This window comes from Algorimicrobium bowmanii (assembly GCF_054031195.1).
Genome location: NZ_CM132929.1, coordinates 1,489,778 through 1,516,198 on the forward strand (window position 1 = coordinate 1,489,778; position 26,421 = coordinate 1,516,198).

General features: G+C 32.2%; 18 protein-coding genes. 11 read left to right on the forward strand and 7 right to left on the reverse strand.

The window, feature by feature from the left end:
* Window positions 1-5 precede the first annotated feature (5 nt).
* The 4 genes from ACW5R3_RS06570 to ACW5R3_RS06585 form a co-directional block, all read right to left on the reverse strand.
* Window positions 6-764 (reverse strand): DUF4405 domain-containing protein, encoded by a 759-nt coding sequence (locus ACW5R3_RS06570; protein WP_456578791.1) that lies wholly within the window; start codon window positions 762-764, stop codon window positions 6-8.
* Window positions 761-1,918: an MFS transporter gene (locus ACW5R3_RS06575; RefSeq protein WP_456578792.1), complete on the reverse strand. Its 1,158-nt coding sequence runs from the start codon at window positions 1,916-1,918 to the stop codon at window positions 761-763. The genes ACW5R3_RS06570 and ACW5R3_RS06575 overlap by 4 nt, the downstream gene beginning before the upstream one ends.
* Window positions 1,919-1,965: 47 nt before the next feature.
* Complete coding sequence (locus tag ACW5R3_RS06580; protein WP_456578793.1) at window positions 1,966-2,397, reverse strand: MarR family winged helix-turn-helix transcriptional regulator; 432 nt, start codon at window positions 2,395-2,397, stop codon at window positions 1,966-1,968.
* 648 nt (window positions 2,398-3,045) lie between these two features.
* Window positions 3,046-5,295, reverse strand: coding sequence for an FUSC family membrane protein (locus tag ACW5R3_RS06585; RefSeq protein WP_456578794.1), 2,250 nt, complete (start codon window positions 5,293-5,295; stop codon window positions 3,046-3,048).
* A gap of 249 nt (window positions 5,296-5,544) precedes the next feature.
* On the opposite strand from ACW5R3_RS06585, the gene ACW5R3_RS06590 reads away from it, so the two are divergent.
* The 11 genes from ACW5R3_RS06590 (at window position 5,545) to ACW5R3_RS06640 (ending at window position 22,281) form a co-directional block, all read left to right on the forward strand.
* The gene (locus ACW5R3_RS06590) at window positions 5,545-5,856 is read left to right on the forward strand and encodes a DUF6660 family protein (protein WP_456578795.1); all 312 of its coding nucleotides are present in this window, start codon (window positions 5,545-5,547) and stop codon (window positions 5,854-5,856) included.
* Between the two features lie 122 nt (window positions 5,857-5,978).
* A complete protein-coding gene (locus ACW5R3_RS06595; protein ID WP_456578796.1) occupies window positions 5,979-10,313 on the forward strand; it encodes a CusA/CzcA family heavy metal efflux RND transporter in 4,335 nt (1,444 codons plus the stop codon).
* A gap of 4 nt (window positions 10,314-10,317) precedes the next feature.
* Entirely contained in the window at window positions 10,318-11,562 is a 1,245-nt protein-coding gene (locus tag ACW5R3_RS06600; protein WP_456578797.1) for an efflux RND transporter periplasmic adaptor subunit, read from the forward strand.
* A gap of 3 nt (window positions 11,563-11,565) precedes the next feature.
* Entirely contained in the window at window positions 11,566-11,979 is a 414-nt protein-coding gene (locus ACW5R3_RS06605) for a Fur family transcriptional regulator (RefSeq protein ID WP_456578798.1), read from the forward strand.
* A 54-nt stretch (window positions 11,980-12,033) separates the two neighbouring features.
* Window positions 12,034-13,989, forward strand: a complete 1,956-nt coding sequence (locus ACW5R3_RS06610; RefSeq protein ID WP_456578799.1) for a heavy metal translocating P-type ATPase — start codon at window positions 12,034-12,036, stop codon at window positions 13,987-13,989.
* Window positions 13,990-14,138: 149 nt separating this feature from the next.
* Window positions 14,139-14,477, forward strand: a complete 339-nt coding sequence (locus tag ACW5R3_RS06615) for a DUF4870 domain-containing protein (protein WP_456578820.1) — start codon at window positions 14,139-14,141, stop codon at window positions 14,475-14,477.
* A 143-nt stretch (window positions 14,478-14,620) separates the two neighbouring features.
* The gene (locus ACW5R3_RS06620) at window positions 14,621-17,533 is read left to right on the forward strand and encodes a histidine kinase (RefSeq protein WP_456578821.1); all 2,913 of its coding nucleotides are present in this window, start codon (window positions 14,621-14,623) and stop codon (window positions 17,531-17,533) included.
* A 4-nt stretch (window positions 17,534-17,537) separates the two neighbouring features.
* The gene (locus ACW5R3_RS06625; RefSeq protein WP_456578800.1) at window positions 17,538-18,290 is read left to right on the forward strand and encodes a LytR/AlgR family response regulator transcription factor; all 753 of its coding nucleotides are present in this window, start codon (window positions 17,538-17,540) and stop codon (window positions 18,288-18,290) included.
* 266 nt (window positions 18,291-18,556) lie between these two features.
* The gene (locus ACW5R3_RS06630) at window positions 18,557-18,961 is read left to right on the forward strand and encodes a MerC domain-containing protein (protein ID WP_456578801.1); all 405 of its coding nucleotides are present in this window, start codon (window positions 18,557-18,559) and stop codon (window positions 18,959-18,961) included.
* A 163-nt stretch (window positions 18,962-19,124) separates the two neighbouring features.
* Window positions 19,125-21,659 (forward strand): T9SS type A sorting domain-containing protein, encoded by a 2,535-nt coding sequence (locus ACW5R3_RS06635; protein WP_456578802.1) that lies wholly within the window; start codon window positions 19,125-19,127, stop codon window positions 21,657-21,659.
* A gap of 61 nt (window positions 21,660-21,720) precedes the next feature.
* On the forward strand, window positions 21,721-22,281 hold the full coding sequence (locus tag ACW5R3_RS06640; RefSeq protein WP_456578803.1) for a hypothetical protein: 561 nt from the start codon (window positions 21,721-21,723) through the stop codon (window positions 22,279-22,281).
* A 173-nt stretch (window positions 22,282-22,454) separates the two neighbouring features.
* Here the strand turns inward: ACW5R3_RS06640 and dnaN are convergent, their stop codons facing one another.
* The 3 genes from dnaN to ACW5R3_RS06655 form a co-directional block, all read right to left on the reverse strand.
* A complete protein-coding gene (dnaN, locus tag ACW5R3_RS06645) occupies window positions 22,455-23,573 on the reverse strand; it encodes a DNA polymerase III subunit beta (RefSeq protein WP_456578804.1) in 1,119 nt (372 codons plus the stop codon).
* A 130-nt stretch (window positions 23,574-23,703) separates the two neighbouring features.
* Entirely contained in the window at window positions 23,704-26,088 is a 2,385-nt protein-coding gene (gene gldG, locus ACW5R3_RS06650; protein ID WP_456578805.1) for a gliding motility-associated ABC transporter substrate-binding protein GldG, read from the reverse strand.
* A 35-nt stretch (window positions 26,089-26,123) separates the two neighbouring features.
* Window positions 26,124-26,420, reverse strand: a complete 297-nt coding sequence (locus ACW5R3_RS06655) for a putative quinol monooxygenase (RefSeq protein WP_456578806.1) — start codon at window positions 26,418-26,420, stop codon at window positions 26,124-26,126.
* Between the last annotated feature and the right edge of the window lies 1 nt (window position 26,421).

Below are 26,421 nucleotides of genomic sequence, written 5' to 3' on the forward strand. Positions count from 1 at the left end.
AATTTTCAGTTTTTAATTTTTTTTAAATAAATAATTACTCTTGTTAAAACGGCAGGAACGCACAAAAAGACAGTTACTTTTAGTAACGGAAGTACATAAATTAACCATTGTATAGCTGGTTTTTTTGATTCTTCTGCTATTTTTGGCGTACTGTTATGTGTTATGGTTTCTGCCCAATTTGTAAATTCTAGGAGCCAGATTGCTAGGGAAAGAATAATACTAAGAGCGATAAGAATTAGGAATGCTGTTTTACGATTACGAAATATTGTTGTGATTTGTTTTATATGATGCAAATCGGATAGGAACTTTAATTTTTGAAGTGTTTTTACAATCCATTTCCAATGTAAAGCGAGGTGAATTCCTAAAAGGGCAATAAATAGGGTTGCTGATGCATTGTGAATTGTAGTCCAAAACGGATTAATATTAAAATGGATGCCTATTGCAGGTAAAGCAGCTTCAGAAATTACTATACCAGAAACGGTTACCAATAGCATGTCTATATACAAAACCCAATTGAAAAAGTAATCGAACTTGGTTTTTCGTAATGGCTTTTTGAACAGATTTTTAGAATAGCTTACAATCCAATTCCAATTAATTATTAGATGTAAAAAGAAAGGTATTAAGATTATAAAACTTAACCATTCATGTATGGCGATTCCTGTACTTTGTGGTATAAGTACAGCAATCATTAAGATAAAGAAAAACAAGTCTAGAATGACACGTGTTTTATTGGTATTTCCTGTATTTTTTTTTGAATTTTTCAAGTTGTTTTGGATGTGTTTATTGTTATGATAAAATAGATAATGGAAAGCACCAATAAAAGACCACTAACGGCTATGAAACTATGTTGAAGTCCTAAGACATTTTGTATAGGTCGAATGGCTATAGGAGACATAAAAATTCCCAAAAAATTGAACCTTGTTAATTTACCAATGTATTTTCCTCGTTGTGTAGATGGTACTAACGACATTATCCACAAATTAGCATTGGGAATAAGCGAACCAATACCAAAACCAACTAGAACAACACCAGCTATTGCTATAAGATAGCTTGAACTAAAACCAATAATGAGATACCCCAAAGCCATTAATATAAACCCTAAAATATACATACTTAAAAAGCTCATTTGTTGTCTTAATTTTTTAGAAAGTATGGCAGAAATTGCTAAAGATATCATCATTATTCCAATAGCTATACCTACTAAGTTTGCACTAACACCAGTAAAGGTTTTTAGTAAAAAAGGAAGCTGAACGGGTATGATATAAAAGAAAAGTAGCGTTAAAAATGAACTGATGTATACAAGCCAAATTTGGTTACCTAACTTTAAATTGGATTCTTTTTCTATGTGTTTTAGATGATGTTTGGGTTCGTGTAAATAAAAAGGAACCAATAGTAAAACAATAAAAGCAAAACCATATACTAAAAAGGTGTAATGCCAATTAATATCTGCTAAAAAACCTGCAGCAGGAATAAAAAGTAAACCACCAAGAGCATTAAATGCGCCTTGTAAGCCCATAAAATGTTCTCTTTTTTTTCCTTCAAAATAATCACCAACCAAGGTGGTAGAGGTCGTCATAATACCAGCAACTCCAAGCCCTAAAATAACACGACCAAACAATATGAGGTATAAATCATTTAGCCAAAACCCAGAGGTTCCGGCAAGTGTATAAATAATTAAAGAAATGATTAAAACTTTAATTCTTCCTTGTTTGTCTATAATACGTCCAGTAAAAGGAGCAATTATAGCAATAGTAAGAGCTGGTAGAGTGAGCATTAATTTTGTTAAAGCTTCCACATTTTCTACCGTGCTAAAGGCACTACTTATTGCAGGCAAAGAAGGAACAATTATTGCATTTGCTAACATGGTTAGCATACTTGCTAAGAGCAAGGTTATTTCTAATGGTTTGCTTTTATTCATATTTTCTTTTTAACAAACGTTGACTAGTCAACTATTGCTTTAAATTTTTATTTAATGTGAGTTAGTAATTTGTTTAATAGTTGATTCAGAGTTTTTGCTTCTGTGTCTGTAAAACAGCTTAATGCATCTTCAACAGTGGCTCTAGATGCTTTTGTAAAAACCTCAACCTCCTTTTTACCTATTTCGGTTAATGCAATGGTATGAGATCTAGAATCTTTTCCAGATTTTCTAGTTACTAGGTTCTTTTTTTCTAAATGATCTATTAATCGTTTTATTGCAGCTCTATCTTTATGTTGTAGTTCTGCTAGCTGGCTTTGATTCATTTCTCCTTCGTTAGAGATTACTACTAATAAACGCCATTGTTCGGGAGTTGTATTAGACCCTGTGTTTTTAAATCTAGATAGTAGTTTTTGTTGTAATATGCGTGAAATGGTAGTGGTTAAATAACCTACCGAATCTGTAAATACATATTTTTTCATACATTTAAATGTTGATTAGTCAACAAAGTTAATGAAAAAATATTTAAGTTTAGTATGATAGTTAAGTTTGTTTCTTTACTGTATACATATTTCAGGACAGTGCAGTCTTTACGATTGTACTTTTTAATCCACTCATTTACGGCTGTAGTAGCAATGGAGTAGAGTTTGCAAAGTTCGCTCTTTGTGTGTTTTCCGGTTGTAAGTTCGGCTAAAATTTTCAGTTTGAAAGGTTCTGAATACCGTCTGATTACTTTGTAATTTTTGTACATAATTTTTAAAATTATGTAGCCTTTATTCAGGACGGGTCATTTTTTAATGTTACTGTTTTTATTGATTTAATTACGGCTAACGTATTTGTATATAATTTGCTTCGCCTGTTCGTTATACTCGGGTGTAGAATGGTTTAAGCAGCAAAATTAATAAATATAAACTGAATTGTAAGTCTGTAAGGACTTTCGTTAGTAGGTTATAACTTACATAAATTATACGTGGTTTTGTAAGCGTTTCTATTTGTTTTGTTACTTACTTAATCTTAAATATAGGATATTTATTTAAATATGTTGTTTTGGTGTTTGATAAAATAAATGTTATTTTCTAAAGTGTTGTTTATCTATTAAGTAACCCAAAGTATAAGCAAATTGACTTTGGTTAATTTCCCAATACGTCATGATACTTTTTAGTGGCTTTTTTTAAGTTTTCAGACAGTGTTTTTAACCATATTAATTGGTTATAAACAAGATAAGCTTCTTGCAGTTCATGAAGCGTTTCAGTTTTAATTTCAGATTGTCCTTTTTCTATATCCTCATCACGCTCTAAGGCTAAGTTTTGATAGGTTTTAAGGAGTTTGTCTTGTGCGTCTTGAATGTATTGCTGATTTTCAGTTTGGTTGGGTGGCACCCCTTGAAGTCGGGCACAGGATACTTGTAGCGTATTTGCTATTTTTAAAACAACAGCATCAAATTCTCGTGATACCGGTGTCGTTTGGTGGTTTACTATAAAACTCCCTATGGAGGCTATGGCTGCTACCATAGTTTGGTTTAATGTAACCAAGTTGTAAATTAATTGGAATTCCTTTTGTTTGGATTTCGGATCTTGGGTTAACCGCTGGAATGCTGCATTTAAATTACTAATAGCTAAAAACACTTCTTTACGCGCCAATTTATAGGCTAGTAAATTGGCATTTTTATCATGATATAAGTCTTTTGTAGCCAATAAATAGGCTTTGTTTTTTTTAAGTGCAGTAAGGAGTACATCTTTTAAATTGTTGGTTTCCCAACTAGGCCAAAGTGTATAGTTGGCTATTATCGCAATTGTAGCGCCTATAAAAGTGTCTATAACGCGGTACTGAATAACTTGAAAGGCATTGGGGTGAATTAAGGAGTAAACAAATATGACGTTTATAGTAATAAGCGCGGCTCCAGATTTATAATTCTGCTGAATTAATGCAAACGCTAGTGTTAAGGAAATAACGGCTAAACTGGCATAAATTATAGTATTTTGCGTAAGAAAAACAATGCTAATAGCTATTATAGCACCTATAAGCGTGCCAATGGTTCGGTCTTTTGAGCGTTCCTTGGTAAGGCCGTAACTAGGGCGCATAATAACAATAATGGTTAGTAAAATCCAATAGGTGTTATTTATTTCAAATAAAGTACCTAGAATAAAAGCCAAAACCATGGCAATACTTAAGCGTAGGGCGTGTCTGAAAAGGGTAGAGTTAAAACTAAAATTTTGAATAAGTACATTTAAACGATACTCTTGAAGGGTTAAAAACTGACTTCCATCTTGGCGTTTTAAGGATACTTTTGAGGCATCGTGAACGTTTGCCATAACGCGTCTGATAGCGCGAACTTCTTCCAATAGAAGCTTTTGGTAATCGTATAAGTTTCGTAATACCAAAGCACCATCTCGGGCTTGTGGTAAGCCCACAGCTTCTACGTAACTCTCAATAGCATCAAAAGCATTTTTTAAGGCATTTAGTAAAGGTCTTTTATTAGGAAGTGTTTTGTTTTGGATTAAATGTTCAGATAAGGTAATTAACTGATTACCCATTATTTTATTTAATTTTTTTGATGCTTTTAGGTATTCTTTATTCGAACCAAAAAGCCTATCTATTTCTGTGTAATCTAAATGTTTGGCTTCAATAAGTTCAAAAATATTAACTAATGAAATAAATATAAGGAGTTGCTTTTCATCGTAATGGGATCTACCGGAACGTTTTCTACCTGTAAAGAGTATTTCTCTTAATGTTTCGTGTTTTTCATTAATCTGGGTTTGCAACACTAAGGTTTGCTGCATTAAAGATTCGCGCTTTTTTTTCTTGGTAAGCAAACGCGCCCGTAGTTTTAAGTAGTCGCCCGTTAGTTGTAAAGTATCCGATAATAACTGTTTTTTTTCTTTGGTAGGTGCTAATTTTTGAAAGATATATGAGGCTAATAAATACCAGAGTCCACCAATACCCATTAACCCGATGTGCATGATAATTTCGGAAGGGCTTTCTTTGGTAATAGCAAATGCTAAGACCATGGCTAATAGGCCCGAAAAGGAAACTAATGAGGCGCGAAAACCGTAAACCGATAATAAGGATATTAAAAAAGAAATAACACCAATACTGATGAGTAAAGGGATAAAGAACGGTTTTAAAAACAGAATAATAGTGGTAATAAGCATAGTTAAGCAAATGCTTATTAAAATGGCATTAACCTTCCGTTTTAAACTACCTGGAATGTCACCAGGGGCATTTAAAAAAGCACCAATTATTATAGGTGGGGCTAGTTCTGTATAGCCCAAAAAGAACATGATGATTAAAGGCATTAAAACCGTGAATGTGATTTTTAAGCCCCTGTAAAAATTGGAGCCTCTTAAAAATAATTCTATGGTTTTTAATTTTTCTTTCAATACCTGTTGGGTTATAAACAAAGATACTTTAATTACTGTATAGTCCTTTTTATTTGCCCCAAAAATATCATAAACTCCAAAAGTTGCTCGGTGTATGGGTTAGAGTAGTGTTTGTTTAACTATTATAAACCTCATAAAACTAACGCATAAATTTTTTGTTATTTAATTTATTTTAAGTGTTCTATAAAAAAGTGATATGCTAGGTTTTTTGCAATAGCATTGCATGAAATAATTTATATATTTGCTTCAATGAAATTCGTAACCATCATATTTTCAATTTATGTTCTTGCACTGAATATTATTCCGTGTGAGGATACAATTGTGGTTTCTAATGACGTTGAAGTGGCGATAACCCAGTTGGAAATAGATCATCACGAGCATCAAGAAGTAGACATGTGTTCCCCTTTTTGTATATGTCAATGTTGTCAGATTAACATTACGCAATTTCAGTTTTATAGTGTTCAGTTTTATTTAGAAAATATTACGACACAGGATTTCTTCTACCTTAATAAATCTGAAAAGGATTTTTTAAATAGCATATTGCAGCCTCCTAGGACTTAATTCAGTTTTTTTATAGGATACATGTATCCTAAACCGATTTACTTTTTTATGTAATCGCTTTTTTTTTTGATGGTGCATGTTACGTGCCACACTATATGTTTAACTGAATTAAAATTATCAATATGATTAATAAAATCATTGATTTTTCAATCAATAATAAATTCATTATTGGCTTATTTACACTAGTCATTATTGGTGCAGGTTTTTGGAGTATGACCAAAGTCCCTGTAGATGCTGTACCAGATATTACCAATAACCAGGTTCAGGTTATTACCCAGGCTCCTAATTTAGGAACAGAAGAAATAGAACAATTTGTAACCTATCCTATAGAACTTGCATTAAGTAATTTACCTGATGTTACCGAAATTAGATCTGTTTCTAGGTTTGGTTTATCTGTAGTTACCATTGTTTTTGACGATGCAGTAGGTACATATTTACCACGTCAATTAGTGTCCGAAAAACTACCTGAAATTGCAGATCAAATTCCAGAAGGCTTTGGAAAACCTGCAATAGGTCCTATTTCAACAGGGTTAGGAGAAATTTATCAATACACACTTGAAGTAGAAGACGCTTATAGATCCGAATACGATGCTACCAAATTGCGTACAATTCAAGATTGGATTGTTCGCAGACAAATGGCTATGGTTCCGGGGGTTGTTGAAGTGAATACCTTTGGTGGAAAAATTAAACAATACGAAGTTTCTGTAAAACCAGACAATTTAAGAGCTATTGGATTGACTATATCCGATGTATTTGAAGCCCTTGAAAATAATAATCAAAATACAGGAGGTGCATATATTGAAAAGAACCATCAAGCTAATTTTATCCGTGGCGAAGGATTAGTAAGAACCGTTTCAGATATAGAAAACATTGTTATTAAAACTGAAAATGATTTACCAATTAAAATAAAGGATATTGCCGAAGTGAAAATTGGTAGTGCAGTTCGTTATGGAGCCTTAACCAAAGATGGGAAAGGAGAAGCTGTAGGAGGAATGATTCTTATGCTAAAAGGAGCAAGTTCTAATGATGTTATTGAAAACGTTAAAGAGCGTATTGTTCAAATTCAAAAATCGTTACCTAAAGGCGTTACTATAGAGCCGTTTTTAGATAGAAGTGAACTTATTAAAAGAACAACAGGAACCGTAAAAGGAAACCTGTTAGAAGGTGGTTTAATTGTAATTTTTGTTTTAGTATTATTATTAGGTAACTGGCGTGGAGGCTTAATCGTAGCCTCAACCATTCCTTTATCTTTGCTATTTGCATTTATACTCATGAATGTTTTTGGAGTATGGGCAAACTTAATGAGCTTAGGAGCTATTGACTTTGGTATTATTGTCGATGGCGCAGTAATTATTGTAGAAAGTACTGTTTTCTTAATATCCTCTCAAATATTAAAGAAGAAAAAACTAAAACCAGAGGAGCGCGATAGTATTGCGGCAAATGCTTCTAAAAAAATGATGAATGCAGCCTTTTTTGGTCAGTTAATTATCTTAATTGTATTTATCCCAATCTTAGCTTTAGAAGGTGTTGAAGGAAAAATGTTTCAGCCAATGGCATTAACGTTTATTTTCGCAATGATTGGTGCAATGATTCTGTGCCTTACTTATGTGCCAATGATTTCGGCTTTGTTTTTAAGAGCTCCAAAAACGGATAAAGTATCATACGGCGACCGTTTTGTACATTGGATAGAACGTAAGTACGAACCTATATTATCAAAAGCACTCCGTAACGGAAAAACAATTGTTGTCGTTTCCGTAGGACTATTCGCGGTAGCAGTTTTTCTATTTACTAGAATGGGAGGTGAATTTATTCCTGAACTTGATGAAGGAGATTTAGCTTTTCATGCCATTTTAAAACCCGGAAGTTCTTTATCCGAAACAATTGAAACAACCACGAAAATTGAACAAATTGTAATGGATGAATTTCCAGAGGTTCTAGATATTGTAAGTAGAATAGGTGTGGCCGATGTGCCAACAGATCCTATGCCAATGGATATTGCCGACGTGTTTGTAATATTAAAACCAATTAGCGAATGGACAACCGTTTCATCAAAAAATGAAATGGTAAATAAAATGAAAGAAGCCGTTAGTGTGGTACCAGGTGTAAATTTTGAATTTACCCAACCTATCGAAATGCGTTTTAATGAATTACTTACTGGTGTACGTGAAGATGTAGCTATTAAGTTATTTGGCGATGATCTAGGTATACTAGCAGCTAAAGCAGACGAAATAGGAAAATTAATAGCTAATGTTAAAGGTGTTGCTGATTTTAAAGTTGAAGCAACTACGGGGCAACCTCAAATTTCAATTAATTATGATCGAAATAAATTAGCCCAATATGGATTAAGTGTTAAGACACTAAATACCATTGTAGAAGCCTCATTTGCAGGAGGACAAGCAGGGGTAGTTTTCGAAGGCGAAAGACGTTTCGATTTAGTAGTTAGGCTAGATAAATCAAGTCGTTCAGATATTTCAGATGTTGAAAATCTATTTGTGAACCTGCCTTCTGGAATTCAAATTCCATTAAGACAAGTAGCAGATATAAGTTTTCAACCAGGACCTATGCAAATTAGTAGAGATAACACAAATAGAAGAACCTATGTTGGAATTAATATTAGAGATCGTGATGTAAAATCTGTAGTTTTGGAAATTCAAGATATTTTAGAAGAAAATCTAGAATTACCAGCAGGTTATTACATTCGTTACGGTGGTGCATTCGAAAATTTAGAACGTGCTAGTAATAAATTAAAAACCGTTGTACCATTAGCGTTATTATTAATTTTTGTGCTTATATTCTTTGCTTTAAAATCATTACCACAAACGTTAATGATTTATATCGCTATTCCTATGGCAACCATAGGAGGTGTGTTTGCATTATGGATGCGTGATATGCCTTTTAGTATTTCAGCAGGTGTTGGGTTTATTGTATTATTTGGCGTAGCTGTGCTTAATGGGCTTGTTATGATTAGTGGTTTAAACGAGCTGAAAGAAGAAGGTGTTACCAATCTTAAAGACCGAATAATTGAAGGAACAAAACGTCGTATTAGACCTATTATGCTAACAGCATTTACCGATGTATTAGGATTTTTACCTATGGCAATTTCCTCAGGAGCAGGAGCAGAGGTACAACGACCATTAGCAACCGTAGTTATTGGTGGTTTATTAACCGCAACCTTACTAACGTTATTTGTTTTACCAATTTTATACCATTGGGTAGAAAATAAATCATTCACCTTTAAAGCAAATAAAAAAGTAGTTATAGCAGCAGCTATGTTAGCGCTTATGCTTGCAGTACCAACTCAGGCTATTGCTCAACAAGTAAATAACCAGCTACCTGAAATTACAATGTTGGAAGCAGTAAAACTTGCAAAAGAAAATTACCCAAGTTTAAAAGCTATGCAGTTGGAAATAGACAAACAAGAGCAACTAAAAAGCACTGTATTTGATTTTGGAACTACCGATGTATATACCGGAGGTGAAGAAATTAACAATGAGTCAAATATTTACACAACTATAGGATTAGGACAATCGGGAATTGATGTATTTGGCATTTCAGCAAAGAAACGCTTACAAAAGCAGCGCATTCAATTATCTCAAAAAGCCTTTAGACTTAGTGAATTAGAATTAGAATTAGAAGTTAAAGAAGCTTGGGCAAATGTTCTAAAAAGTAAAAGAAACTATAATTTATATGAAGAATTAGATGTTATTTATACTAAATTTGAAGAAGCAGTCGCTTTAAATTATGAAGTAGAAGCCATTTCTAAATTAGAATATTCTGCCGCTAAAAATCAAGCTTTGCAAATTAAAAATAAATTAACAAAAGCCATTAGTAACTATACAATAGCATTACAACAATTAAATTTGTGGTTAGTTTCTGATGATTTTTATACCGTATCAACTATTGTAGAAGATGAAATAGAATTAAGTCTAGATACATTTAGTATAGAAGCACATCCATCGTTTAGTATTTTGGAATTACAAGTTGCCGAGGCAGAAGCAAATTATAAAGCCGCAAAGGCAGATAATTTACCAAAAATTAATGTACAAGGTGGTTTGCAAAAAGTAAATGGAAATTCTGGTTTTTACACCTATCAAGCAGGACTTTCAATTCCATTTTTATCGGGAACAAATAAAGCACGAATAAAAACAGCTCGTATAGATAAAGAAATTGCAGCCGTAAATACTGCCTTTAAGAAAAAGGAAGTTGTATCAAAATACGTGCAAAGTCAAGAAAATTATCAAAAATGGAAAACATCGTGGATTTTCTATAAAGATGAAGTTCTTCCACTTGTTAAAGAGCAAAAAACAGGTGCTTTATTAGCTTATAAAGAAGGGGAGATAGATTATGCTTCATTTACACAACTAATAAAAGATGCTATCCAATCGGAATTAGATGCCGAAATAGCCTTAACCAATTATTTAGAAAGTACATTTCAATTACAATATTTTAAAAACTAATAAAATGAAAAAAATACAATATAAATTTATAGTACTACTTGCGGTTTCTCTTTTGTTTGTAGCTTGTGGAAATAAAGACAAGTCAAGTAAAGACGACGGTCATGGTCATGACGAAAGTACTGAAGAAGCTGATGGTCATGAAGAAAAACCTAAAGAAGAACATGGAGAAGAAGGAGAAGGAGAAGGAGAAGAACTTATGCTAACCGCAAAACAATTTGATGCTTTAAAAATGAAAGTTGATACCCTTTCATTACGAAACTTAAGTGGTTATGTTGAAGCAAACGGAACTTTAGAAGTGCCTCCACAAAGTAAAGCAGCCGTAACTTCGGTAGTAGGGTCTAATGTGGTTTTAATTAACGTAATTGAAGGTGATAAAGTTAGTAAAGGAGAAATTTTAGCCTATTTAGCGCATCCAAATATTATAAAAATGCAAACTGATTATTTAAATGCCTCTAGTAACACCGTTTTTTTAAAGAAAAATTATGAGCGTCAACAAAAATTATATGATGCAGGTGTTGGATCTGGAGCAAATTTTCAAAAAGCAAAAGCAGAATACGATGTTTCAAAAGCACTATCAAATGGATTAGCAGCACAATTGCGAATTTTAAATATTAACCCATCGGTGGTTAGTAATGGAACCATTGCTCAAAAAGTATCTTTACTAAGTCCAATTAGCGGGGTTGTTCAAAAAGTAGAAGTGAAAACAGGACAGTATGTGGATCCACAAACAGAATTGTTCGAAATTGTAAATACAGAAGATGTTCACGCCGATTTAATGGTATTTGAAAAAGACGTTATGAAAGTGATAGAAGGCCAAAAAGTAGCCTTAAATATACAATCGGCTCCAGATGAAAACTTAGTTGCTAAAATATATTCAGTAGGTAAAACTTTTGAATTAAATCCTAAAGCGGTTCACGTTCATGCTAAAATTGAAAATAAAACTAAAGGCAAAACGTTAATTCCAGGTATGTATATTACAGGGAAAATCCAAGTCGAAAACATAAAAACTACAGCTCTACCAGAAAGTGCAATAACTAATGATGGTGATAAATTTTATGTGTTTTCAGCAGAACAAGAAGGTGATGAGTGGCATTTTAAGCAAATAGAAGTGTTTGTATCAACAAAAGATGACAACTGGGTTGAAGTTAAATTTGCAGAAGAATTAGAAAAAAACATAAAATTCGCATACAATAACGCATATTATTTACTTGCTGAAATTAAAAAAGGAGAAGCAGAACATACACATTAAACCATGATACGAATAGAACAATTATTAAAGCAACAGGGTATACGCGTAACCGCTATGCGCTTATTAATTTATAAGTTCCTAGCACAGAAAGATGTAGCTGTAACCTTGAGTTCTGTAGAACAGGCTTTTGATAAAATTGACCGAACAACTTTATACAGAACTATTAAAACATTTGAAGAAAAAGATATTGTTCATCAAATTGACGATGGAACAGGAATTACCAAATATGCGCTGTGCGAACAAGGTTGTAATTGCGAAATAGAAACTGATTTACACTTACATTTTCATTGTAATAATTGTGAAGAAACAGTTTGCTTAACCGATCATAAATTACCTAAAATACAAGTGCCAAAAGGTTATGTAGCTGAAAACATAAACCTAGTAGTAAAAGGTGTTTGTAATAAATGTAGTTACTAAATTGATAATCCTCTTTTTTCAAGGATGAGGTGTTTTTTAATACAAAAAAGAAATATGAGTACAAATAAAATAAAATCAGTTACTAAAAGTAAATCATCATCACATAATCATGAAGATGATCATAACCATGACCATGGAGTCGATTCTGTTAGTTTTAAAACCTATATACCAGCAATCATAAGTTTTGCCATGTTAATCATTGGTGTTGGTTTAGATTATTTTAAGGTACCTTTTTTTAAAGACTGGGTACGTATTATTTGGTATGTAATTACATATTTGCCAGTAGGATTTCCAGTTATAAAAGAGGGCTTGGTAAGTATTAAAAATGGCGATGTTTTTACAGAATTTCTATTAATGTCTATAGCAACCATTGGAGCATTCATAATTGGAGAATATCCCGAAGGTGTAGCAGTAATGTTATTTTATGCTGTAGGCGAATTGTTTCAAAATGCCGCTGTAAACAGAGCTAGAGGCAATATTAAAGCCTTATTAGATGTACGCCCAAACGAGGCTAATGTTTTTAGAAACGGCGAGGTAATAAGCGTAGATCCCGATACTGTTAATATTGGTGAAAAAATTCAAATACGAGTAGGCGAAAAAATTCCTTTAGATGGTGTTTTAATTTCCGAAAAGGCTTCGTTAAATACAGCAGCCTTAACAGGAGAAAGTAAACCAGACACCGTTTCAAAAGATGCAAAAGTATTTGCAGGTAGTATAAATTTAGAAGCTGTAATAGAAGTTGAAGTTACTAAAAAATTTGAAGATAGTTCTATTGCTAGAATATTAGATTTAGTTCAAAACGCACAATCGCGAAAATCTAAAACAGAACTGTTTATCAGGCAATTTGCACGTGTTTATACACCAATAGTTGTTTTTTTAGCCATAGCCTTAGCCTTTCTACCCTACTTTTTTGTAGACGATTATGTGCTTAAAGATTGGGTATATAGAGCCTTAGTTTTCCTTGTAATATCGTGTCCTTGTGCTTTAGTAATTTCTATACCATTAGGTTATTTTGGAGGATTAGGAGCTGCTTCAAAGAATGGTATTTTGTTTAAAGGTGCGTCATTCATGGATGCAATGACCAAAATAAACACACTGGTAATGGATAAAACCGGAACCGTAACTAAAGGTGTTTTTAAGATAAAGGATATTAAAGTTGTTGGTTGGGATGAAAGTGAGTTTATGAAATATCTTTTAGCTATGGAAGAGCAATCTACGCATCCTATTGCTAAAGCTATTCTAGAATATAAAGTTGATGGTTCTAATTTTGAAGTCTCCGATGTATCAGAAATTGCAGGTAAAGGTTTGAAAGGACTTGTAAACGGAAAACCCGTTTTAGTAGGAAATAAAGCTTTAATGACAGCAAATAATATAACTGTTTTAGAAGAAACGGACCGTATTGTTGAATCTATTGTATTGGTTTCTATAGATAATAAATTTGCAGGATATGTTGTAATTGCAGATGAATTGAAAGCCGACGCTAAAGAAACTATTACAGAATTATATAGAGTCGGTGTTAAAAATGTGATGATGCTTTCTGGAGATAAGGACTCTATTACACAGCAAGTCGCTAAAGAACTAAAAATAGAAAATGCTAAAGGTGGTCTACTTCCTGAAGATAAATTAAATGAAGTAGAAGCCTTTAAGAAAAATCCTGAAAATAAAATTGCTTTTATTGGCGATGGAATTAATGATGCCCCTGTTTTAGCAGCAAGTGATGTTGGTATTGCTATGGGTGGTTTAGGAAGTGATGTTGCTATTGAAACTGCCGATGTAATCATTCAAACAGATCAACCATCTAAAGTTGTAACAGCTATAAAAATAAGTCGTTCTACTCGAAAAATTGTATGGCAAAATATCATATTAGCATTTGGTGTTAAAGTTATTGTGTTAATTTTAGGAGCTGGAGGTTTAGCTACCATGTGGGAAGCTGTATTTGCAGATGTAGGCGTATCTTTAATCGCTATTTTAAACGCAGTTAGGCTACAGAGGATGACATGGAACTCCTAATGGTAGCCGGAATTTTAATTTATATTGAAAAGGTGTTTTTAGAATAATAAGTATATTAAATTAGCTATAAGTATTAATTTTGTAACAATTTAAAGTTTTGTGTGTCTAATAAATAGAACAATCAAAATAAACACGCTTTAAATGCTATGATGAGAGAGGATAAACAATTATTAGTTTTAACACATTTAAGTCAGCTGTTAACCTATATTTCGGGTTTTGGTGGATTGGTAGTACCTATAATTATTTGGGTTACGCAAAAAGACAAGGTTTTAAATATAGATGCACAGGGGAAGCAAATTATAAACTTTCAAATTAGTTTATTTATTTATGCTATTTTATCTATTCCAGCTATTTTCTTGTTAGGATTGGGGATTGTTACTTTAATTATAATAGGTATTATAGCCTTAGTATTTCCTATTATGAATGCAATTAAGGCTAGTAATGGTGAAGCAACGAATTACCCATTTTCTATTACTTTTTTAAAGTAACGGATTAGAATCCTATTTTTATATTATTAAAAAAACGTTTACTTATGGTAAGCGTTTTTTGTTTTTAGAAAAAAAACACCCCATTCTAGAAAGAACCCATATTTATTTAAGTAATTATATAGTAAGTTTGTTTTTAATTTGTGATGCTACATATTGTAAAGAACATACTCGTTATAGCCTTATATTTTTATAAGGTTTTAATATTTTCTCAAAATCCTGTATTTGAGAATATGGCTTCTGTTTCCAATCTTCCGGATGTGGAGTTTTATGATATTAAAACAGATTTAGAACACTATGTTTGGCTTGCAGCCGATAAAGGCTTATTTCGTTATGACGGAAAATCTTACAAGCGTTTTACGCATCCCAGTCAGAAATCTAATTCATTATTTCAATTAAAACTCGATCAAGAAGGTAAAGTATGGTGTAACAATATTTATGGTCAAATTTTTTATGTTGAAAATGATTGTCTAGAGTTGTTTTTCGATGCCAGCAGCATTGTTAAAGGTCAATTGTCTCCATATACTATTCTAGACAATGCCATTCGTTTGTTTACCACAACGGGGATTTATGATATAGATAAAAGAACCAAAAAAGTAAGTCAGATTTTTGGTGATATGTGTATTAGTCAGGGAGCTATAAATCAAACGAGCTATGTGTTTGCTATAGATTTGGAAAACAGTTTGAAAGATCATGCTATTTACAAAGTACAAGGAACCAAAAGTGTTAAGTTATATACTATTGAAAGTGAAAATTGGACTCAATCGCCTAAAATATTTGCTTTTGATAAGCATGTATTTCTAACCTACAAAGGCGCACATGGTAATAACCTGTTTGTTATTAATAATTTGAATGATGCCATAGAAGAGCTTCAAACACCACATCATTTAGAAGATGAAATTATATATAACCTGTTGAGATTTAATGAGGATTATTGGTTTTTAACAACTTCAGGCGTTTATATTTATACCTATAACAAGCAAGGTTTTACATTTAAAGAGCAGCTTTATAACACGGAGTCTATTACCGATGTTGAAATAGATTTTAATGGTAATTATTGGTTCACAACGTTAGATAATGGTGTGTTTGTTTCTCCTAATTTAAATATTAGACGTGTTGAGTTGAATTCGGTTTCTTCAAAAGTTACAGCCGCTTGTGTATTAGAAAATAACCACTTTGTCCTTGGTACAAATAACGGTGAGCTTTTATTTTATAACCAAACAGAGCATATTAAAACCCTTGAGCTACCCGGTAAAAAAATTATTGGAAACCTATATTATGATGCAGATACACACCGTTTAATTGTTAGTATTAATGGTTTGGAATCCTATGTGGTGAATTTAACTAGTCATAAAATTACAGATGTATTAACTAGGTTTTCTGTGGCTAAATCATTCTCTAAAATAGACGCTAACACCTTATTTTATGGTAATTATAAAGAAGGTGTTATTTATAAAAATCCATTTACAGATATTCAAAAAAAAGTTTTACGTTCTAATCGGGTAAAAGCTTCTATAGTTAGTAATAACAAACTGTTAGTCGCTTATAACGATGGATTACTTGCCTACGATAAACAGACATTTAAATCAGATACCTTAACATTTAATACTAAGAATTTACTTGTAAACACACTTGCTAAAACAGATGAGGCCGTATGGTTGGGTACACAGCATAATGGCTTGTTGGTTTATGCGAATCATAAGCTGTCTAAAGCGGATATTAAACTTCCAAATCAATTTAAAATTAATGAGTTACAAGCTGATGGTGACATTTTATGGATTTCAGCAGAGGAAGGTTTGTTTCAGTACCAAAGTAAAACAAAGCAATTACGATCTTTAAGTGCTCAAGATGGCTTGAATACAGCGGTTAACGATTTTTTAATACTGAAAGATCATATTGTTATAACCCTCCCAACAGCATTTTATATTTTACCAAAAAACAATCGATTATTTAAAGATTTTAAAACAGCTAAAGTCCGTATTGAAGGCATTACAATTAATGATCGTGATACTCTAGTAAAAACCAATTATAAGCTGCCTTATAATTATAATAAAGTAGGGGTTCGATTTAACTCTAATGGCTTTCAAACCAACCAACATGTGGCCTATCAATACCGCATTAAGGAACTAGATGTTAATTGGCAGGTTATCCCCATGAATACTCATTATGTTAATTTTAATAGTTTATCTAGTGGAAATTATACTTTTGAACTTAAAGCTCAAAATGTAAGTGCTCAAGAAGCGGTGTTTGCCAAGCCAATAACGTTTGTAATAACTAAACCTTTCTGGGAGACATGGTGGTTTTTTGTGTTTGTGTTTCTAGGTGTATTTGGTTTAATATGGCTGTATTTTAGATGGCGTTTAAAACAGAAAGAGCATTTAAGAATTGTTGAAATAGATAAGATTTTAGTCGATAATAAAATCACCAATTTACGATTAGAAAATTTACGCTCTCAAATGAATCCGCATTTTATTTTTAATGCCCTAAATTCTATTCAGGATTATATTATTTCAAATGAAAAAGAACTAGCAAGTTCCTATCTGGTGAAGTTTAGTAGACTTATTAGAATGTATTTAGAATACAGTCAGCAAAATGAAATTACATTACAAGAAGAACTCAAGGCATTGCAATTGTACTTAGAATTGGAAAAAGTGCGTTTTGAAGATGAGTTAGAATACCGTGTTGTGGTAGATGATCGGCTAAAAACCAAGTATATAAAAGTACCTTCATTATTTATACAACCTTATGTGGAGAATGCTTTAAAGCATGGGTTGTTGCACAAATTAACGGATAGAAAATTAACCGTTGAAGCTAAAATGGTTCAGGACAATAAGTTGCAAATTACTATTGAAGATAATGGTATTGGTAGAGCACAATCAGAAAAATTAAAACGACCTAATCAGCATCACAAACCTTTTGCTACCAAAGCCAACGAAGAGCGGGTACACCTTTACAAAAACAAATTGAAACGCGATATAACTATTGAAATTCTTGATTTAACCAATCATGTAAACCAACCCATAGGAACTAAAGTAGTTATATTAATGCCTATAAAATAAGTTTATGAAAGCCATAATAATTGATGATGAAAAACGCGCTAGAAATTTACTGTCTAATTTAATTACTGCGCATTGCTCCAGTGTAATTAGTTTAGAGGAAGCTCCAGATTTAGCTTCGGGAGTGTCTTTAATTAAAGCATTCAAACCCGATTTGGTTTTTTTAGATATAGAAATGCCTAATCAGTCTGGTTTAGATATATTGGAATACTTTCCAAATCAAATCGATTTTAAAATTATTTTTGTAACAGCATATAACCAATATGCTATTGATGCTTTTAAGCTATCGGCTGTTGATTATCTTTTAAAACCGGTTGATGTAACCGAGTTAAAAGAGGCTGTTATAAAGGCAGAAGAAGCAATTAAATCAAATAATTTTAATGAACAATTAAACAAGTTACGCGATTCTTTAAAACAGTTATCTATCGATAAAATTGCTCTCGAAATTCCTAAAGGGATTATGTTTGCATCACATAATGATATTGTATACTTTGAAGCCGACGGGATGTATACACATGTGCAATTGTTAGGCGGAAAACAAAAAACCATATGCAAACCTTTAAAACATTTTGTGGAGCAGTTAGAAAATAATACTATGTTTTTTAAGTGTCATAGGTCGTATTTAATAAACCTAAAATATGTAGACGAATTGGTAAAGGATGATGGTGATTATTTACTAATGAACAACCAAAAGCGCATACCTATTTCAAAATCTAAACGCGATCAGTTTCTAGAAGTGATAAAAGAAACGTTTATGTGAATGGATTAAAGTAGTGGAGTATATGTTTATTTCTATACAGTTTTTTTGTTTTTAAAAAACAAATACAGTGCGTTCTATTCTATGACTAAATCAAGGTTTGGCGCCTATGTTTTATTCTTATTTACTTAGCTATAGGGGTTTTATAATCGTCTTAATCTGATTAGGTATTCCTTTCTGGTTTATTTTTTCAAGTAAACATATTGCAACTCTATTGCGATAAAGGATATTTTACTTAATTTTGCAACTCAGCTGCATTAATATAAGTTATGATATTTACAAAACAAAAATCAGATGAATTAGGCGTTATGGCAAGTGGGCTTTGTCTTATTCATTGCGTTGCTACGCCTTTTTTATTTATTGTTCAAAGTTGCTCACTTTCAGGTTGTACTGATACACCTGTATGGTGGCGACTTATAGATTATGTATTTCTAGTTATTTCTTTTTTTGCTATATATCAGACTACTCAAAACACCTCAAGTAACTGGATTAAACCAGCTTTATGGTGGAGTTGGGGGGTGCTGTTTTTTATTATTGTCAACGAACACCTAGCTTGGTTCTCGATACCAGAATATGCTATTTACATTCCAGCAATAGCATTAATAACATTGCATTTATATAATAAAAAGTATTGCCAATGTGACACCAATAAATGTTGTACACATGAAGGTTAAAAAAATAAGAAGTTTGGAGGGTATATAAGGTTTTGCTAGATTTTAATTCAAGTTAATAAACTGTCATTCAGAAAGAAATTAAACCTATTCAGAAAAATCTCACTTATAATATGTTCTAAGCATTGTTTTTTTGTTGTTGATTAATCATTAAATCTTAATAACAATGAAAAAAACATTACTCTTATTTACAATCTGCTTATGCATGGGTGTGTTTTCGGCTATGGCCCAAAACGTTACTATTCCAGATGTAAATTTTAAAAGCTATTTATTAGCAGATCCAGCTATTAATACCAATAGCGATTCAGAAATTTCAGTTGCCGAAGCGCAAGCTTTTTCGGGTGACTTATTGGTAAATGGGTTATCCATTTCAGATTTAACAGGTATTGAAGCTTTTGTCAATATTACAAGATTAGATTGTTATAGTAATAATTTAACGGCTTTAGATGTAAGCAATAACCTTGCATTAACACGCTTACATTGTTCTGATAACCAAATTGAAACCTTAGATATTAGCGCTAATACACTAATTACAGATATTCAATGTCATAATAATGGTGTTTTAAGTGAGTTAAATATTGCTAATGGTAATAACAGCAATATTAACTGGATGAAAGCTTATGGTAATAGTTTATCATGTATTCAAATAGATGCTGGTTTTACACCACCAGCAGATGAAGGAATATACAGCCAAGGTTGGACCAAAGGTAGCTCTGCAATTTATAGTGAAGACTGTGCTGCGTTAAATCAAATAGTAAACCTTCCAGATGCTAATTTTAAAAGTTATTTAGTAAACAATAATAGTATCAATTTAAATGGTGATACTGAAATCTCTGTGGCTGAAGCACAAGCTACAACAGAGCTATTTATCAATGGTTTGTCTATTGCAGATTTAACAGGTATTGAAGCCTTTACCAATTTAACACGTTTAGATTGTTACACAAATAATTTAACGACTATAGATGTTAGTAATAACTTAGCCTTAACGCGTTTACATTGTGCTGAAAATCAAATTGAATCTTTAGATATTAGTGCCAATACGCTAATTACAGACATACAATGTCATAACAACGTTGTTTTATACGAATTAAATATAGCTAATGGTAACAACAGCAATATAAACTGGATGAAAGCTTATGGTAATCCAAGTTTAACTTGTATTCAAGTAGATGTAGGCTTTTCACCACCAGCAAACAGTGGGCTGTATGTAGCAGGTTGGACTAAAGATAATCAAACAAGTTATAGTGAAAATTGCATACCAACTGTGTATTATGTAGATGCCAATGCAACAGGTGCCAACGATGGTAGTTCATGGGCAGATGCTTTTACAAACGTAACAGACGCTTTAGCAAATACCAATTTAAATGATGCTCTTTGGGTGGCAAAAGGAACGTATACTTTAGCAGACAAAAACACGCCAATAGCCATTAATACAGACGAAGTAGATATTATTGGAGGTTTTGCAGGCACCGAAATGTCTCTATCAGATAGAGACTTAACAGCTATTCATACCACAAATGCTACCATTTTTACGGGTGATGTCAATGGTGATGATATTGATGGAGATTTCTCATCCAACAAAACAGATAATGCGGAACGATTATTTGAATTAAGAACAAGCAATGTCACTTTTGATGGTATTATTTTTGAAAACATTTACGACACCTCACAATCTGGTGGCGTAGAAGAAAACGGTGTGATTTTTATACCAAATAGTTTAAATGCTAATAATTTGAAAATAAAAAATTCAATATTTAGAAGTAATTATTCTAATGGCTATTTACTTAAAATTAGAAAATTTAATCAAGGATTACTTATTGAAAACACCAAATTTATTAATAATACCATTGTAAACATGGGATTGGTTTATATACAGTCTGATAGTACAAACGGTTATATTTTTACACGTTGGGCAAATGTATTGGTAGCGGATAATGATATTAATCTTTCAGCACTAAATATTTACAGAGAAGATTGGAATAACGGAAGTACTTTAGATGTCGTCATTAATAATAGTACGTTTGTTAATAATGATTATAATGGTACTTATGGTAATTCTATTACAGCATCAGGTAATGGAAGTGTCAACCTAAATGTTAATAATTCTATTTTTTGGGAGAATACTGTTAACGGAGCAGCAGCAACCAGAGATATTTCTAATGGAATAGACGAGCATTACGATGTATTTATTAAAAATTCTATTGCTAATGTACCTTCAAACGCTGGAACTTACGGAACGTTTTCAACGACTAACTTAACCACTTTAGATCCTGCAACAGATAATTTAAATTTAGATGCTGAATACAAACCAACTTCAGCTTCAAATTATATTGTTGATCAAGGAGATAACGCTTACTACGATGTCGCTTTATTTGGCGATTTGGATTTAGCAGGTAATGATAGAATATTTAACACGACGATAGATTTAGGAGTTTATGAGTATAATTCTACCTTAGGATTAGAGGATGATATTTATGATTTTGAATTGAAATTATACCCAAATCCAGCAAGTGATAGATTATTTATAAAATCTAATAAAACAATAAATAGATTAACTATTTACAATGTAAATGGACAAGTAATCAAACAAATTCACAGTATATCTAATGGTGTAGATGTTTCTAGTTTACCTACTGGTTTATATTTTCTGAATATAAAAACAGCTAAAGGAGAAATATCTAAAAAGTTTATTAAAAATTAATTATTACTAACCTAAAGAGCACCTTTTTGCTGGTGCTCTTTTTATTAAAACAACCTAAAAAATGAAAACACTAAAATTTTTGTGCTTATCTCTAATTGTGGTTTTTTTAAGCTCATGTTCATCAGACGATGATAATAATACAATAGAAAGTACAACAGTATTAACGAATAAGATACGTGTAGGTGAATCAGATTTTGAAATAAAAACAGCAATTGTAGAGCCTTCCATAGGTAATACTGTATTTTTAAGTTTAACTAATAGCACTGAGGCAGAAATAACAGCTGCTTTGAATGGGACTACATTTAATCATGTAGATTTATTTTCGGCTCGAATTAATGCGTTGGACCTTTCACCTAATACAACTTACAATTTATCAGAAATTTCAAGTTTAGAGTTTGTTGTTGATGGTGACATTATTGGTTCCGAATTTGAAAATGGCGTGACCCAGTTTTATTTAGGAGATGGAACTTCGGATTTAAGAGTTGTTGCAGGTACTATTACAGTTGCAGATTACGATGTGGAGACTATTAGTTTATCGTTCAGCTTTACACGAGCAGATGGTGAAGAAATTACAGGACAATACGATGGTCGTTGCTTATTTATAGATCCAAGTGATGAATAGGGACAACAATTGTTATTTATAGGAATTTACATTAAAATTATGGGACTAATTTTATGTAATGTTAAACGCTTACTTTTATGTGAGCGTTTTTTATAAGCTGCATTTAGAACTTGTTTTCAATGAAAAAACCGCAACTATTAAAGTTGCGGTTTTTTTTATTGGAGTTATTTATTTTAACTGTTAAGCATAACAGGCATCACTAACATGGTTACATGTTCACCTTCATCTAAACCATCTACAGGTGTTAAAATACCTGCTCGGTTTGGAAGACTCATTTCTAATTGAACTTCATCGCTAGTTAGATTGTTCAACATTTCTGTTAAGAAACGAGAGTTAAAACCAATTTGCATATCATCTCCTTGATAATCACAAGTTAGACGTTCTTCTGCTTTGTTTGAGTAATCAATATCCTCTGCAGAAATATTTAATTCAGCTCCTGCAATTTTTAAACGTATTTGGTGTGTTGTTTTGTTAGAGAAAATACTCACACGGCGTACCGAATTTAAAAATTGGTTTCTGTTAATTACTAATTTGTTTGGATTCTCTTTAGGAATTACGGCTTCGTAATTTGGATATTTACCATCAATTAAACGACAAATAAGTACTACGTTTTCAAAAGTAAATTTTGCGTTAGAGTCGTTATATTCTATGGTTACATTATCATCACTAGAAGCTAAGATACCTTTTAATAAGTTTAAAGGTTTTTTAGGCATAATAAACTCAGTAACCTCAGAAGCTTGAACATCAGCTCTAGCATACTTAACAAGTTTATGTGCGTCGGTAGCTACAAACGTTAAGCCTTCAGTTGAAAATTGAAAAAATACACCACTCATTACCGGGCGTAAATCGTCATTTCCAGCAGCAAAAATAGTTTTATTAATTGCTGTTGCTAAAATATCACCATTAAGCGTGGTAGCAGAAGCATCATCTAAAGATACTGGCTTAGGAAATTCGGCACCATCGGCATATGCTAACGCATATTTACCATGATTTGAACTAATTTCCACCGTATTATTTTCTTCAACAACAAAAGTTAAAGGTTGTTCTGGGAAGGTCTTTAAAGTATCTAATAATAGTCTTGCAGGTACTGCAACGCTACCACTATTATCACTTTCAACTTGTAATTTAGACGACATGGTTGTTTCTAAATCGCTAGCTGATATTATAAGTTCTGACTCGTTTAATTCGAATAAGAAATTATCTAAAATAGGCAAGGTGTTTGAACTATTAATAACACCACCTAGAACTTGTAATTGTTTCAGTAAATAGGTACTTGATACTATAAATTTCATCTATATAAAATACGTTTATGAGTTCAATAAGTTAATCATACAAATATATCTTAAACCTATTAATATAAGAAACAAACTTATTAACAACGCATTCCCTTAAAAGCGGAATTAATTTCAAAAAATTAACAGATTATTTTGCGTACTTGCGCTTTCTGAAAAAGTTAAATAAAAACCCGAAAACCGCCAAAAACACTAATGGTAAGGCTATGTTTATTATTTGCCAAGTTGTTTTTTCGGCTGCTACTTTTTTGTAGTCTAAAAAAGCTAAGGAAATATCTTTAGATCGAATGTTTATAAGTCCACTATCGTCTAAAAGGTAATTTACAGCATTTAGTAAAAAATCTTTGTTACCATAGCTCTGACCAGTCCAACGATCGAAACCTAATTCTAAAGGTCCATTTCTACCTACATCGTTTTTTATAATATCGCCATCGGAAACAACAATCATTTTAGTAGGTGTACTTGTTTTCTCAAAATCAGAAACGGCAAATGGTTTAACACGGTTGTTGTAAACGGAAGTAAAAGTCCCTTCTAATAACACAGCTAGATTTTGATTACCATTTGTGTATAATTCTGGGTTTGGTTCTTCATTAGTCATTTCTAGGCTTACTTCACGAGGTGTGCCATCTAACTTGGTTAGTATAGAGCTCTGTAGCAGAACTGTTTTTTTTATAGTGTTTTTTAGAGTGTCTATTTGATTTGCAAAATCGAGTTTTATCAGATTCAAATTATTAACAATAGGGTGCTTGGATGTCGGATTTACTAAAGGGGAATAATACCAAGGCAACTGTTGAAATTGTGATTGACTACCATCACCGGTAGCAAGTGTAATAGGAGCGGAGTATAAATCATTTATGAGTACCGGATTGATACGTACGCCATATTTAAAAAAGAAATCGGTTAAATTTAAATGCCTAGCAATAGCTATATTTTTTCCATTAGCATTATATAGGCTATCTTGTTCTATAGCAACCTTGTCTAATAACCATAGGCTTTTACCTCCAGACATGGTGTATTGGTCTAGAACTAGTTTTTCAGGCTCTGTAAACGCCTCTGTTGGTTTTGCAGAAATAATTAAGTCGTAGCCTTTTAAATCGTTTAATGTTTTTTGTGGATTTGCTTGAACACTATCCATCGTAAAAGCTGCTATGTAATAATAATCTTTTATAGTTTTTACAAAGTCGAAAATCTGAGCATCGTTTAGCTGATTGTTACCTTTTAAAATAGCTATTTTTCTGCGTTTAGGATTAACTAGTTTGCTAAACCCATCGGCAAAAGCGTATTCCAAATGCTGAATAGAGTTACTCGTTAGTTCTTGAACATCTGCGCCAATTTTATTTTTAATAAGGGGTATTTTTACTGTTACATCATTATAGCTTGCTAATGCCCACGGAAAAACGACTTCATTGCTTGATTTTCCGGCATCTTGAACCGTAACTTCCATAGGTTTCAAACCGCGCTCGTTTAGTTGTTGGATGTTTTGTTCGCGAGTCGCATCATCTTCAAGCGGATTAATAAAGTTAAAATGGATCTCTCCATTATTAGATTTAAACTCTTCTAATAGTTGGCGTGTTTCACTTTGTAAACGTCTAAATTCAGACGGTAAATTGCTACCATCTAAAAATACATCAACAACTATTGGTGAGTTTACAGACTCTAAAATATCATTTGAGGCTGCACTTAGTGTGTAACGTTTATCTTGAGTTAAATCAAAACGCTCATAAAAACTATAAGCAACACTGTTTAGTGCTAATAAAGCTATGGGGATTAAAGCTAAAACACTTAAATCTTTTTTAGTAACAGGTTTGGTGCTGATATAACGTGTTGTAAAAAAAAGAAAGGCAAATATGATGCTTACAAAATAAAGCAAATCACGTGTGTCAATAACTCCTCGACTAATGCTTTTATAATGCGCACTCATACCTAATTGATCTATAAAATTGCTAGATACGAAATCTGCAATACCTTCTAATCCTATATAAAAAAAGAAGCATAAAAATACGGCTGTTATAAAGGCTACAATTTGATTGTCTGTCAAACTAGAAGCAAATACACCAATAGCGGTATATGCTGCAGCTAAAAAGAGCAAGCCTAAATAGGAGCCTAAGGTGCTGCCAAAGTCTATATTGCCAATAGGGTTTCCTAATTGATAAACGGTATAGACATAAATTAATGTGGGAACTAAAGCTAACAGAATAAGTATAAAAGCGCCTAAATATTTGCCTAAAACAATACGGAAAAGAGAGATGGGTTTAGTTAATAATAATTCTAGTGTACCTTGTTTTTTTTCATCAGAAAAACTCCGCATGGTAACCGCTGGAATTAAAAATAGTAGAATCCAAGGTGCTAATAAAAAGAAACTAGACATATCGGCAAATCCATTGTCTAGAATATTAAAATCTCCTTGAAATAACCACAAAAATAACCCGTTCAAAACAAGGAAAATAGCAATCACTAAATAGCCAATAGACGAAGCGAAAAAGGCGTTTATTTCTTTTCTAAGAATAGCAAACATGATTATTTAGGTATTATAAGGTTAAGATTTAAATATTATACAAGCGTTTCTAATTTATCAACGCTCCAAGCTTCAGGTTTCATATTAAACAATGGCTTTGTTACAGCCCAGATACCTTTAAATAAATCAGAATGCCTGTAGTTTTCTAAATCCGATTCAGAATTCCAATAGCTATAGGTGAAAAATATATTACTGTTCGTCTTATCGCGGTATAACTCTAAAAACTCACAACCTTCAAAATTACGAATGGCTTGCTTATTAGCATGAAAATTATCAATAAATGTATCAATATGTTGTTCTTCAAATCCTAGTTTTACTATACGAACTATCATA

Excerpts from the sequence above, each read along its gene's own strand:
- ACW5R3_RS06640 (WP_456578803.1), top strand. The coding sequence starts at position 21,721 with ATGAAAACACTAAAATTTTTGTGCTTATCTCTAATTGTGGTTTTTTTA.
- ACW5R3_RS06625 (WP_456578800.1), top strand. The coding sequence starts at position 17,538 with ATGAAAGCCATAATAATTGATGATGAAAAACGCGCTAGAAATTTACTG.
- gldG (WP_456578805.1), bottom strand. The coding sequence starts at position 26,088 with ATGTTTGCTATTCTTAGAAAAGAAATAAACGCCTTTTTCGCTTCGTCT.
- ACW5R3_RS06615 (WP_456578820.1), top strand. The coding sequence starts at position 14,139 with ATGAGAGAGGATAAACAATTATTAGTTTTAACACATTTAAGTCAGCTG.
- ACW5R3_RS06605 (WP_456578798.1), top strand. The coding sequence starts at position 11,566 with ATGATACGAATAGAACAATTATTAAAGCAACAGGGTATACGCGTAACC.
- dnaN (WP_456578804.1), bottom strand. The coding sequence starts at position 23,573 with ATGAAATTTATAGTATCAAGTACCTATTTACTGAAACAATTACAAGTT.
- ACW5R3_RS06620 (WP_456578821.1), top strand. The coding sequence starts at position 14,621 with ATGCTACATATTGTAAAGAACATACTCGTTATAGCCTTATATTTTTAT.
- ACW5R3_RS06655 (WP_456578806.1), bottom strand. The coding sequence starts at position 26,420 with ATGATAGTTCGTATAGTAAAACTAGGATTTGAAGAACAACATATTGAT.
- ACW5R3_RS06590 (WP_456578795.1), top strand. The coding sequence starts at position 5,545 with ATGAAATTCGTAACCATCATATTTTCAATTTATGTTCTTGCACTGAAT.
- ACW5R3_RS06580 (WP_456578793.1), bottom strand. The coding sequence starts at position 2,397 with ATGAAAAAATATGTATTTACAGATTCGGTAGGTTATTTAACCACTACC.
- ACW5R3_RS06630 (WP_456578801.1), top strand. The coding sequence starts at position 18,557 with ATGATATTTACAAAACAAAAATCAGATGAATTAGGCGTTATGGCAAGT.
- ACW5R3_RS06610 (WP_456578799.1), top strand. The coding sequence starts at position 12,034 with ATGAGTACAAATAAAATAAAATCAGTTACTAAAAGTAAATCATCATCA.
- ACW5R3_RS06595 (WP_456578796.1), top strand. The coding sequence starts at position 5,979 with ATGATTAATAAAATCATTGATTTTTCAATCAATAATAAATTCATTATT.
- ACW5R3_RS06635 (WP_456578802.1), top strand. The coding sequence starts at position 19,125 with ATGAAAAAAACATTACTCTTATTTACAATCTGCTTATGCATGGGTGTG.
- ACW5R3_RS06575 (WP_456578792.1), bottom strand. The coding sequence starts at position 1,918 with ATGAATAAAAGCAAACCATTAGAAATAACCTTGCTCTTAGCAAGTATG.
- ACW5R3_RS06600 (WP_456578797.1), top strand. The coding sequence starts at position 10,318 with ATGAAAAAAATACAATATAAATTTATAGTACTACTTGCGGTTTCTCTT.